Annotated in this window: 11 protein-coding genes; 10 read left to right on the top strand and 1 reads right to left on the bottom strand. The window is 30.5% G+C overall.

Translation table 11 applies throughout. From position 1 onward, the window contains the following. The first annotated feature begins 180 nt into the window (after positions 1-180). Together parE and parC are read left to right on the top strand one after the other, a co-directional pair. Complete coding sequence (gene parE / locus BR82_RS0101410; RefSeq protein WP_027088698.1) at positions 181-2,109, top strand: DNA topoisomerase IV subunit B; 1,929 nt, start codon at positions 181-183, stop codon at positions 2,107-2,109. Positions 2,110-2,122: 13 nt separating this feature from the next. Then, on the top strand, positions 2,123-4,738 hold the full coding sequence (gene parC, locus BR82_RS0101405) for a DNA topoisomerase IV subunit A (RefSeq protein ID WP_027088697.1): 2,616 nt from the start codon (positions 2,123-2,125) through the stop codon (positions 4,736-4,738). 14 nt (positions 4,739-4,752) lie between these two features. Here parC and sigK read toward each other — a convergent pair whose 3' ends face one another. Continuing rightward, positions 4,753-5,439 carry an RNA polymerase sporulation sigma factor SigK gene (gene sigK, locus BR82_RS0101400; protein WP_027088696.1) on the bottom strand — a complete coding sequence of 229 codons (687 nt, stop codon included), beginning with the start codon at positions 5,437-5,439 and terminating at the stop codon, positions 4,753-4,755. Between the two features lie 134 nt (positions 5,440-5,573). On the opposite strand from sigK, the gene yqeH reads away from it, so the two are divergent. The 8 genes from yqeH to BR82_RS0101360 all read left to right on the top strand — a co-directional run bounded on the left by yqeH (position 5,574) and on the right by BR82_RS0101360 (position 12,603). Then, complete coding sequence (gene yqeH / locus BR82_RS0101395; RefSeq protein ID WP_027088695.1) at positions 5,574-6,671, top strand: ribosome biogenesis GTPase YqeH; 1,098 nt, start codon at positions 5,574-5,576, stop codon at positions 6,669-6,671. Between the two features lie 15 nt (positions 6,672-6,686). Continuing rightward, positions 6,687-6,974, top strand: a complete 288-nt coding sequence (gene yhbY / locus BR82_RS0101390) for a ribosome assembly RNA-binding protein YhbY (protein WP_024720533.1) — start codon at positions 6,687-6,689, stop codon at positions 6,972-6,974. Next, a complete protein-coding gene (locus BR82_RS0101385; RefSeq protein ID WP_027088694.1) occupies positions 6,971-8,071 on the top strand; it encodes a nicotinate-nucleotide adenylyltransferase in 1,101 nt (366 codons plus the stop codon). Before yhbY ends, BR82_RS0101385 begins: the two co-directional genes overlap by 4 nt. Next, positions 8,064-8,408, top strand: a complete 345-nt coding sequence (rsfS, locus tag BR82_RS0101380) for a ribosome silencing factor (RefSeq protein ID WP_027088693.1) — start codon at positions 8,064-8,066, stop codon at positions 8,406-8,408. Before BR82_RS0101385 ends, rsfS begins: the two co-directional genes overlap by 8 nt. Continuing rightward, positions 8,408-9,130, top strand: coding sequence for a class I SAM-dependent methyltransferase (locus BR82_RS0101375; RefSeq protein WP_027088692.1), 723 nt, complete (start codon positions 8,408-8,410; stop codon positions 9,128-9,130). The genes rsfS and BR82_RS0101375 overlap by 1 nt, the downstream gene beginning before the upstream one ends. Then, the gene (locus BR82_RS0101370; RefSeq protein ID WP_027088691.1) at positions 9,131-9,826 is read left to right on the top strand and encodes a 5'-methylthioadenosine/adenosylhomocysteine nucleosidase; all 696 of its coding nucleotides are present in this window, start codon (positions 9,131-9,133) and stop codon (positions 9,824-9,826) included. Beyond that, positions 9,823-12,159, top strand: a complete 2,337-nt coding sequence (locus BR82_RS0101365; protein ID WP_027088690.1) for a U32 family peptidase — start codon at positions 9,823-9,825, stop codon at positions 12,157-12,159. Before BR82_RS0101370 ends, BR82_RS0101365 begins: the two co-directional genes overlap by 4 nt. Positions 12,160-12,273: 114 nt before the next feature. Beyond that, complete coding sequence (locus BR82_RS0101360; protein ID WP_027088689.1) at positions 12,274-12,603, top strand: helix-turn-helix domain-containing protein; 330 nt, start codon at positions 12,274-12,276, stop codon at positions 12,601-12,603. The last annotated feature ends 233 nt before the right edge of the window (positions 12,604-12,836 follow it).

Raw genomic sequence — 12,836 nt, 5'->3', positions numbered from 1 at the left:
TATTATATATTATTAGTTTAAAAAAGCAATCATTTATTCTAAAACTTTAACTATTTAAAGATAGTTGTGATAAAATATTAAATGATTATTTTTTCATAACACGTTAAAATACAATAACCTTTGAAAAATACAGATAATTTAGTTATAATGACAAAAGTGATTAAAGGAGGCAATTGATTAATGACAGCTAAAAGTAATTATGATGAATCAAATATCCAAATTCTTGAAGGATTAGAAGCGGTTAGAAAAAGACCAGGAATGTACATTGGCTCAACCGATAGTCGCGGTTTACATCATTTGGTTTGGGAAATTGTCGATAATGCTATCGATGAAGCTCTTAGCGGATTTGGTGATAACATTCAAGTAACAATCCATAGTGATAATAGTATTGAAGTTAGTGATCATGGTCGAGGAATGCCAACTGGAATGCATGCTTCAGGAAGACCAGCGACTGAAGTTATTTTGACAGTTCTCCATGCTGGGGGAAAATTTAGTGAAGATGGGGGATATAAAACATCAGGGGGATTGCATGGTGTCGGAGCCTCTGTTGTTAATGCTTTATCATCATGGTTAGAAGTAACGATTTATCGTGATGGAAAAATCTGGTATCAAAAATTTGAAGATGGCGGTAATAAGATCAGCAAGTTAAAAGTGATTGGTAAAACTAATAAAACCGGGACTACGATTCATTTTTTACCTGATCCGGATATTTTTTCCGTGTGCGAATATAATTATTCTACGATCAGTGAAAGATTGATGGAAAGTGCTTTTCTATTAAAAGGAATCAAGATTGATTTGAAAGATGAACGGAATAATAAAGAAGTGTCTTATCAATATGATAATGGTTTGACTGCTTTTGTTGAATATTTAAATTATGAAAAAGAAACCCTTAATCCGATCATTAACATTGAAGGTTCTTTAAATGAAATCGAAGTAGATGTGGCCTTACAGTTTACAAGCGGTTATCAAGAAAATACACTGTCATTTGTTAATCTAGTTAGAACTAGTGATGGTGGAACTCATGAAACGGGATTCAAAGCTGCTTTAACGCGAACTTTTAATGAATATGCCCGTAAATACGGTTTGTTAAAAGAAAAAGAAAAAAATTTAGAAGGTAATGATGTTCGTGAAGGATTATCGGCAATAATTTCGATAAAAGTGCCGGAACATTTTTTACAGTTTGAAGGGCAGACAAAATCTAAATTAGGAACACCAGAAGCACGAAATATTGTTGATAATATTGTTTATGAAAAACTATCGTTTTATTTAGAAGAAAACAAAGAAACAGCTGATGTTCTAACTAAAAAAATGATTAAAGCAGCCCAGGTCCGCGATGCCGCTCGAAAAGCTCGCGAGGCAGCTCGAAAAGGTAAAGGGGCAAAACAAGAAAGAATTTTAAGTGGTAAATTGGCTCCGGCACAGTCAAAAGATAAAAAACGGAAAGAACTTTATTTGGTCGAAGGAGATTCTGCTGGGGGAAGTGCTAAACAGGGACGTGATCGTAAATATCAGGCTATCTTACCACTTCGTGGAAAAGTTGTGAATACAGAAAAAGCAGCGATGAGCGAAATTTTAAAGAATGAAGAAATTGCAACTATCATTAATACTATAGGCGCTGGTGTTGGTCCCGATTTCAATGAAAAAGACAGCAACTATAGTAAAGTCATCATCATGACCGATGCTGATACTGATGGAGCTCATATTCAAATTCTTTTATTAACTTTTTTCTATCGCTATATGCGTGATTTGATTACAGCTGGAAAAGTATACATCGCCTTACCGCCATTATATAAAGTTTCTAAGAAAAACGGAAAAAAAGAGGAAGCTATCTATGCTTGGGAAGATGATGAACTAGAAGAAGCTAAGAAAAAAATTGGTCGTGGATATAATGTTCAGCGTTATAAAGGTTTAGGAGAAATGAATGCCAGTCAGTTATGGGAAACAACGATGAATCCAGAAACAAGAACTTTGATTCAAGTATCTATCGATGATGCTGCAATTGTAGAACGACGGGTTTCTGTCTTAATGGGTGATAAGGTTGAACCACGGCGTGAATGGATCGAACAAAATGTTCAGTTTACATTAGAAGATAATTTTGCAATTGATTAAGGAGAAATTTGATATGGATAAAAAAATAGTCATGTCATTAGAAACCATTATGGGTGACCGTTTTGGAAAATATTCAAAATATATCATTCAAGATCGTGCCTTACCTGATGTTCGTGATGGTTTAAAACCAGTACAGCGAAGAATTCTTTATTCGATGTACAAAGAAGGAAATCTATATACCAAGCCATATCGTAAATCAGCTAAGACAGTTGGTAATGTCATTGGTAATTATCATCCTCACGGTGATACTTCTGTTTATGATGCGATGGTTCGTTTATCACAAGAATGGAAAATGCGAGCACCATTAGTTGATATGCAGGGGAACAATGGTTCAATTGATAATGACCCAGCTGCAGCGATGCGTTATACTGAAGCGAGACTTTCAGCAATTGCTGCTGAATTATTAAAAGATTTAGATAAAGAAACTGTGTTGATGTCATTAAACTTTGATGACACTGAATACGAACCAACAGTTTTACCAGCAGCATATCCAAACCTTCTGGTAAATGGAGCGACGGGGATTTCAGCCGGTTATGCTACTGATATTCCCCCGCATAATTTAGAAGAAGTGATCGAGGCGACGATTCACCGCATTAAATATCCTAACTGTTCGTTAGAGAAAATCATGGAATTTGTTAAAGGTCCCGATTTTCCTACTGGAGCGATAGTAGAGGGTAAACAAGGGATTTTAAATGCCTTTAAAACCGGTCGAGGAAAAGTCATTGTTCGTAGTAAAACTACAATACTTGAAGAAAAAACAATGAATAAGATCGTGGTTACGGAAATCCCTTATGAAGTGAATAAAGCTGAATTGGTAAGAAAAATAGATGAAATTCGTTTTAATCGCAGTATCGATGGTATTATTGAAGTTCGTGATGAATCTGATCGTAATGGACTTAGAATCGTAATTGATCTAAAAAAAGATATTTCAGTACAAAATACATTAAATTATTTATATAAAAATACTGATCTACAGAAAAATTATAATTATAATATGGTAGCCATCAGGGATAAACGTCCTGTATTAATGGGAATTATGGATATTTTAGATGGATATATTGATCATCAAATTGATGTTGTTACTAGAAGTTCAATTTATGATTTAAACAAAGCTAAGGCGCGAAAGCATATCGTTAGCGGCTTAATTAAAGCAATATCTATTTTAGATGATGTCGTAAAGACAATCAGACAATCTAAAGATAAAAGTGATGCTAAAAATAATTTGATCATTAAGTTTGATTTTAGTGAAAAGCAGGCTGAAGCAATCGTAATGTTACAATTGTATCGTTTAACTAATACTGATATTGTTACATTGGAAAATGAAAATAAGGAATTAGATGAAAAAATTGCCTATTTAAATAATATTTTAGATAGCGATGATGTTTTACGTAAAGTAATTATCGATCAATTAAAAACAATCAAGAAAAAGTATCCTATGCCAAGATTATCAATGATTCGTGATGAGATTCAGGAAATTAAAATTGATGAAAAGGCAATGATCTTATCTGAAGACGTTAATATTTCAATTACTAGAGATGGTTATATCAAACGAATCAGTAAGCGTTCAATCAAAGCTAGAGGAACAACGCCTTTTGGTAAAAAAGAAAATGATTATCTTGTCTCTATGTATCAGGCTAACACGCTGGATCATTTATTGTTATTTACAGACGCTGGTAATTATTTATTTGTTCCGGTTCATAAAATTGAAGAGTTTAAATGGAAAGATGCTGGTAAACATATTAGTTATTTGATCAAAGTTAGTTCAAGTGAAAAAATTATTGGAACTATTTTAGTAAAAGATTTTAATCTGCCTTTATATGTAATGCTGGCTACAAAAAACGGTCAAATAAAACGAACTTTATTAAAAGATTTTAAAGTTACCCGTTTTTCAAAACCGCTTAAATGTATGGGACTTAAAAATGATGATAAAGTAATCGATGTTAAATTAACAGATAACAATCAAGGTATTATTTTAACTACTAAGGCAGGTTATGGAGCTCTATATTCAGAACAGGAAGTATCCGTGGTGGGAATAAAAGCTGCTGGTATCAAAGCTATCAATTTAAAAAATGATGAATTAATAAGTTTAAATATTTTTGATCCAATGACAAGCTGTTCATTAATGTTGATTAGTGAAAATGGTGGCATAAAACGAATCAAAATTGGTGATATTACACCATGTAATCGAGCAACCAAGGGAACGTTATTGTATAAAAATCCTAAAAGCAAAGTCATTTATGTCAAAAAAGCTGTTGTTATCAATAATCAACAGCAAATAACTTTAACATTAAATGATCAAACTAATTTTACATTTAAAGCATCTGATTATCACAATGCTTCCCTTGAACAAAAACCGACTGCATTTACTAAGTTGACAAATAATCAATTTATTGATGATGTTTATTTAGACACACCAATTTCTACTGATGATTATCAGGATCTAAAATCAAAAGATGCTGTACCGGATATTTTCAAACAGCCTAAAGAGCATACTTTATTAGATGAACTTGATGAACCGATTATAGAAAATAAAATAACTAAAAAGAAAAATCCATCAGTAAAAAAATCTAAACCTGTAAAATACGAAAAAATAAGTTTAGAAGATATATTAAATGAAGATGAATTTTAAACCGTAAAATTATTTTACGGTTTTTCCTTCATGTGTTCTTTTAACAATTTTATTAATGCTCTTTTTTCCAGCCGTGAGACATAAGAACGTGATATATTTAACTTTTTAGCAATTTCTTTTTGGGTATATTTTTTTGTATTATTTAAGCCATAACGCATGATCAATGTTTCTTTTTCTCGTGGCTCTAAGATTTTAAAATAATTAGCAAATTTATTTAAAGTATCTTTTTTATCAACGATATCAATAAATTCTTCCTGCTTAGCGGCAATAATATCACCTAAAACAATTTCGCTGCCATCTTTATCGATACCAATAGTTTCATTTAATGAAACATCTAAGCTGGTTTTTTTGTTGGTTCTAAGATGCATTAAAATTTCATTTTCGATACATCTTGAAGCATAAGTAGCTAATTTAGTTTTATGATTTTGTTTGTAGCTGTCAACTGCTTTGATTAAACCAATTGTTCCAATTGAAATTAGATCTTCTTGTAAATCTTTATTATTTTCATATTTTTTAGCGATATGAGCAACAAGTCGAAGATTTCTTTCAATTAAAATATTTCTAGCTTCTTGATCACCATTAAAAAAACGTTCTAAATATTTTTCTTCTTCCTTTGCACTTAAAGGAATTTCAAAAGATTTAGATTTAATATATGATAAAAAGAAGCCGTTTGTTAATAATGATAGTATTGTTGAAAACATGAATTTCACCCCTGATACATATATATTGTAAATCTTTTATTTTAGGACAAAATATTTATGAATTGTTCATTTTATTTACTTTAAAAGTAGTGCAAAATAAGGTACAATGGGGATAGTTTTGAAAAGGAGAATGTATGAGCGAAAAAATAAGATGTTTTGGCTGTGGAGCCATAATTCAAAGTGAAGATGAAAAAAAGATTGGATTTATCCCTAAAAATGCTTTAAATAATGAAAAGGTTTTATGCAAACGTTGTTTTCGTTTAAAAAACTATCATGAGTTACAAAAAACAAATCTTACAAGCGATGATTTTTTAAATATTCTTCAAAAAATAGGTGATCAAAATTGTTTGGTTGTCTATTTGATTGATTTATTTGATTATAATGGAAGTTTAATAAATGGTTTGCCGCGACATTTAAATAACAACGATATTCTCGTAGTTGGCAATAAACGTGATATTTTACCTAAATCATTAAAGGATATTAAAATAGAACATTGGTTACGTCGTCAATTAAAAGAAATCGGCATCAAACCAGTCGATGTGATTCTATCTAGTGGGGTAAAAAATTATAACTTAGATTTGCTGATCGATAAGATCAATGAATATCGCCATGGTCGAGATGTTTATATTGTTGGAGTGACTAATGTAGGAAAATCTTCGTTAATAAATGCGTTATTAAAACATTATGGCAGCGGTGATGATAATTTGATTACAACGAGTGAATTTCCTGGTACGACACTTGATTTGATCGAAATTCCTTTAGATGATCAAAGTTATTTATATGACTCTCCAGGAATTATCAATTCGCATCAAATGGCTCATTTAGTAAAAGATGAAGATCTTAAAGTAATTATTCCTAAAAGTGAACTAAGACCTATTAATTTTCAATTAAACGATCAACAAAGTTTGTATTTTGGCGGTCTTGCCCGAATGGATTTTATAAGTGGGAAACATAGTTCATTTACTTGTTATTTTCCTAAATTACTTAAAATTCATCGTACTAAGTTAGAAAAAAGTGATAGTTTATATAATCGCCACCTAACTTTAAAACCGGAAATTGAAACAGTCAAAGATATTAAAGAAATGAAAGTTTATGATTTTAAACTACCACAACATAAAGTGGATCTTGTCATTTCCGGATTAGGGTTTATTAGTGTTAATTGCCCAAATGCGAAGGTAAAGATCCATGTTCCTAGAGGTATTGGGGTATTTATTCGCGAAGCTTTAATTTAAGAAAGGATTTAAAATATGTTAACAGGAAAACAAAAAAGATATTTAAGAGGAATAGGACACAATTTAAATGCAATTTTCCAAATTGGAAAAGAAGGTGTTCACCAAACTCAGATCGAAGGAATCGATGCTGCTTTAGAAGCACATGAATTAATTAAGATCAAGATCTTAGAATCTTGCAGTGAAACTAAAAATGAAGTTGCAATTGAAATAAGCATGAAAACAAAAGCTGATGTCGTCCAAATTTTAGGAAGAACGATTCTTTTATATCGTCCTAGTGAAAAAGGAATCTATAAATTACCATGATGAAGATCGGTATTTTTGGCGGCAGCTTTGATCCCATTCACCAATCACACATAAGAGTGATCGAAGAAGCTTTAAAACAATTAAAACTTGATAAAATATTAGTTGTTCCAACTGCAAATAATCCTTGGAAAGATACTACAGGAGCTAATAAAGAACAGCGTTTAGAAATGTTGGATCTTGCTTTAAGACGATACCGTAGTGTTGAAATTTGTCGTTATGAAATAGATCAAGATGGCAGCAATAAAAATTATACGATCGATACGATCAATTATTTAAAATCCATTTATCCCGATGACCATTTATATTTTATTATGGGGATGGATCAGGCAAGTCTTTTTCATAAATGGAAAGACGCTAAAAAAATAAGCGAATTAGTATCGTTAGTAGTATTTGAACGCCTTGGTTATCAAATAAATGATAATTTAAAAAAATATAATTTTACTAAATTAGATCTTATTGCTAGTGATGATGCTAGCAGTGATATTCGTAATGGTAAATTACATGCCTTGACTCCTGAAGTTTTAAAATATATCGTAGCTAATGGCATTTATTTAGAAACGATCGTTAAAACTAAGATGTCAAAAAAAAGATATATTCACACGGTCAGTATGGCAAAACTAGCTAAGGAAATTGCTGAAAGTAATGGTTTAGATGGAATGAAAGCATATGTTGCTGGAATGTTGCATGATATTGCTAAAGAAATGCCTCATGATCAGGCACTAGCTTTAATGAAAAAATATTTTCCTGAGTATCTTGATAAACCAGAACCGATTTGGCATCAATGGTTATCATATCTTGTGGCTAAAGATGAGTACTTAGTAGATGACCTGGAAATTCTACAAGCTATTAGACATCATACTACAGCTTCTATCAATATGTCTAAATTAGATATGTGTATATATGAAGCCGATAAATATGATCCTAGCCGTGATTATGACTCTAGTCAAGAAATTGCTTTATGTAAAAAGGATGTTGTGGCCGGATTTAGAGCCTGCTTAAAAGATTTTTATGATTTTTCCAATAAAAAAGGGCGAAAAATCGATGAATGTTTTTTTGAAATTTATAACAAATATGTAAAAGGAGATATTAATGAATAAATTAGAAATTATTATAAAAGCTTTAGATGATAAATTAGCAGAGGATATTGTTGCAATCGATATGGAAATGGCTAGTCCAATTTATGATACTTTTGTTATCTGTTCAGCTGCAAATGAGCGTTTGATGAATGCACTTAGAGACAGTGTTGAAGAAAATATGTTAAATAGTGGCTTTGAGGTGAAAAAAATAGAAGGGCGCCGTAACAGTAAATGGTTATTAATGGATTATGGAGATATTATCGTTCATATTTTTGATCAAGATGAAAGAATTAATTATAATCTTGAAAAATTATGGTCAGATATGCCAAGAATTGATATTTCTGGGTATTTAAAATAATGTCATATGAAAATTTTGCTTATTATTATGATAGCTTGATGGATGAACAATTTTATCATGATTATTACAAATTCATTAATGAAAAAGCTGATTTTAAAACAGTTTTAGAACTTGGCTGTGGAACTGGAGAAATCGCTATTCGTCTGGCTAATGATAATAAGAATGTCTATGCTACAGATTTATCAAAAGATATGCTGGAAGTGGCAAGATTAAAGGCCATGGAAGCTAATGTCAATTTAATGCTTGGTCGTGTTGACATGAGTGATTTTAAAACAGATATTGCTGTTGATTTGGTTCTTTGTTTATGTGATTCAATAAATTATGTTTTAAGTCGCAAAAAAGTTAAACAAACGTTTAAAAATATATATGAGGCTTTGAAGTATAATGGAACATTTATTTTTGATGTTGATAGTCTTTATAAAATGGATGAAATTCTTGATGGTTATTTTGAAGAAGAAGATGCTGATGATTTTTATTTTAAATGGGAAGCTAAAAAGACAGCATTTGGAAAAATCGAACATTTGATTGAAATAATCGATAAAGAAAACAACGAACATATCAAAGAAATACATCATCAGCAAACTTATAGTATTGAAACATACTATGAAATGTTGCAGCAGGCCGGTTTTATGGAAATAGAGTATTACGGTGAATTTGAAAAATATCATGATAAATCACAAAGAATTATTTTTGTCTGTCGTAAAAGAAGGGATGGTAAATAAATGATCGGTATAATTGGAGCAATGAAAGAAGAAGTAGACGCAATAAAAAAATATATGAATATTGTAGATACGAAAACTATCTTAGACTGTACTTTTTATCAAGGGACGATTGAAAACAAAGAAGTTGTCTTATTACAAGGCGGAATCGGAAAAGTAAACGCAGCTATTTGTACGACCCTGCTTTTAACAAATTATCAAATTGATTTTGTCATAAACGTTGGTTCTGCTGGTGGTCTTTGTTTAGATCAGGAAGTAGGAGACGTGGTAATTTCAGATGCAGTCTGCCAATATGATTTTGATATTACCGCTTTTCCTGATCGCGTATTAGGCGAAGTTCCTGGATTACCGCCAAAAATCAAAGCTGATCAGGAATTAGTTGATCGAGCAAAAAATGTCCTTGAAAATTTAAAACTAAACTCTACAGCTGGTTTAATTGTTTCTGGTGATAAGTTTGTTGCTGATAAAAATACAGTTGATTATATCAAAGAAAATTTTAAAGATGCTAAGTGCTGTGAAATGGAAGCAGCAGCAGTGGGACAAACATGTTATAAATTTAATACTAAATTTATTATTACCCGTTCTTTAAGTGATGTTTTTGATAAAGGTGATTCAACTATCCAATTTGATGAATATTTAAATAAAGCTGCTAATGCCTCAGCTTTAATGTGTGTATCACTAATTAAGGATCAATCATGAAAAAACAAATAGAACTATTAGCACCAGCAGGAAGCTATGAAGCTTTGCAGGCGGCTGTTCAAAATGGCGCTAATGCCATTTATTTAGGTGGTAATGATTTTAGTGCGCGAGCATTTGCTACTAATTTTAATCGAGATGAATTAAAACAGGCAGTAATTTATGGTCATCTAAGAAATGTCAAGATCTATGTTACGGTAAATACATTATATGAAGATAATCAGTTTGAAAATTTAAAAGATTATCTTTTGTTTTTATCATCAATAAATGTTGATGCTTTGATCATTCAAGATCTTGGTTTAATGGCATATGTAAAAAAATATTTTCCTGATTTTGAAATCCACATGTCTACTCAAACTAGTATATATAGTTTAAGTGCGGTAAAGTATTTTGAACGTATTGGTGTTGATAGAATTGTTTTAGCTCGGGAAAATAGTCTTGAAGAAATAAAAAATATTAGTAATAACTCTAAATTGGATATTGAAGTCTTTGTCCACGGCGCATTATGCATGTCATATTCAGGACAGTGTTTGATGTCTAGTATGATTGCTAAAAGAAGCGGAAATAAAGGAGCCTGTGGGCAGCCATGCCGTTTAGCATACAAACTGCAAAAAGATGGTAAAAATCTCGATCAGGTACCATCATATTTATTGTCACCTAAAGATCTTTGCACAATTGAAAATGTTGGTGATTTAATTGAAGCAGGAATTACCTCTTTTAAAATAGAGGGGCGTATGAAAAGACCAGAATATGTTGCTATAATCGTTAAACAATATCGTGAAGCTATTGATGCTTATTTTCAAAAACAGAATCCAAAAAACTATTCTAAACAAATTAAAGAGATGAAACAAATGTTTAATCGCGGCTTTACGGATGGTTATTTATTACAGGATAAAGATTTAATGGCTGATGATTATCCTGGTAATCGTGGCATCAAGTTAGGTTCTGTTCTTGATTATGATAAAAAGCGAAAAGTTGTAAAGATTAAATTGATCGATAAGATCAAACAAGGGGATAGGATCAGTTTTAAAAGTGTTGATTATACTAGAACAATAACTAAACTATTTTTAAATCATCGATTAGTAAATCAGGCTGCAGCCAAAGATATTATTGAAATCGAATTAAATACACCAGTTAAAAAAGGTGAATCTGTATATAAAATAATTGATATCGAATTAATTGAAAAAGCCCATGACAGCTATCAAAAAGAACAAATTAAAAATCCTATCACAATGCATTTTAAAGGGCAAATAAATGATCATCCCACCCTTACTATTACATATCAAGATAAAACAATTACGGTTGTATCAAAGCTAATAATGGAAGCTGCCAGCAAAGCACCACTAAATACTAAACGTATCGAAGAACAGCTTAGTAAATTAGGCAATACTGTTTTTAAAGCTGCTGATATAATTGTTGAAATTCCTGAAAATGTTTTTTTTAGTCTTAAAGAAATCAATGAAATGCGTCGTCAGGCAATCGATAAATTAGTTGCATCTCTAACAGCTTTTAATTCAATAGCTCCATTAATAGAAGAAAAGAAAACTACTCATTTGATTAAAATGATCAAGGGTATTTGTGTTCGTGTTTATTCTGTAGAACAGCTAAAAGCTTTGCTTGATGTAGATATTGAGGCTTATTATTTTCCATTATCACCACAATTAAAAGACGCTATTGAAATTGCCAAAAAACATCATAAAAAAATTATTCCTTTTACGGGCTTTTTAAACGATGAAAAACAGTTATTTAACTTCAAAAATAGTAAATTATATTTAGAAATCGATGCCATACTAGTTGGAAACTATGGTGCTTTAGAAATATTTAATGATAAAAAGTGCATTTTAGATACAACTTTTAATCTTTATAATAGTTATGCCTTAAACTATTTAAAAGCCTATGATGCCATCTTATCTTTAGAAATGAGTAAAAAACAAATCAATAATTTATCGAATATCACACAAAACATAATTGTAACAGTATATGGCAAAACAATTAATATGCATTTAAAGCACTGTTTGATTAGTAATCATTATTTTAAGAAAAAAATGATTGACTGTAACATGTGTAAAAAAGGAAACTATCATTTAGTTGATCGTAAAAATGAAAAATTTAGGATCTTAACAGATAATAACTGTAATAATCTGATTTTTAATAGTCATAGTTTATATATAAATAAACTTGATAATCTAAATGTAGATTTTATTTTGTTATCATTTAGCGATGAAGATGGTCAAACAGCAAGATTTATTTATGATCAATTTAAACAAATTTTAGCTGGTAAAATCCAACAAATTCCTAGTTTTATTAATCATACAAATGGATATTTTTATGATTAATTATCATTTTTTAGAAAAAAATGTTATTATAATAGTGAATAACTTATAAAAACATAAAATTTTATTGAAGATAGCTAAGGAAAATGCTAAAATTTATTTACTGGAGGTGTGACGATGATAGATAAAGATTTAGCAGCCAGATTAAAATCCTATCGTAATTTTAAACATCTTACTCAAAAAGAAGTAGCCAAATATTTAAAAGTACCACATTCTGCTATCTCTGATATTGAAAACGGTAAAAGAGATATTACAGTTGGGGAACTCAAGATTTTTTCTAATTTATATGGCCGCAGTGTTGAAGAAATAATAAGTGGTAAGAAATATGATTACTATAATATTGCTAATATTGCACGACTTTTGACAGAATTACCAGATGAGGATTTAAAGGAAGTTATGTTTATTATTGAATATAAACGTAAACGTAATGAAGAAAGAGAAAAATAGAGTGAGAAAATCTCACTCTATTTTAGTATCTTTTTAAATTCTTCCAACATCAATATCCCATCATTCAAAACAAAATCAGTACATTCTTCAAACGTAGAACTATGATAATATTTAATTTCAAGTTCATCATTGATAATAGGTAAGCGTCAAATAGCTTACACATAAAAGAAAGAACCATAAGTACTTTTTTATAATAATAACTTATGGTTTTATTATTTAAGCGCCAAAAGATC

Source organism: Thomasclavelia saccharogumia DSM 17460, from assembly GCF_000686665.1.
GTDB lineage: Bacteria > Bacillota_I > Bacilli_A > Erysipelotrichales > Coprobacillaceae > Thomasclavelia > Thomasclavelia saccharogumia.
This window is presented reverse-complemented; position numbering and strand designations above follow the sequence as displayed.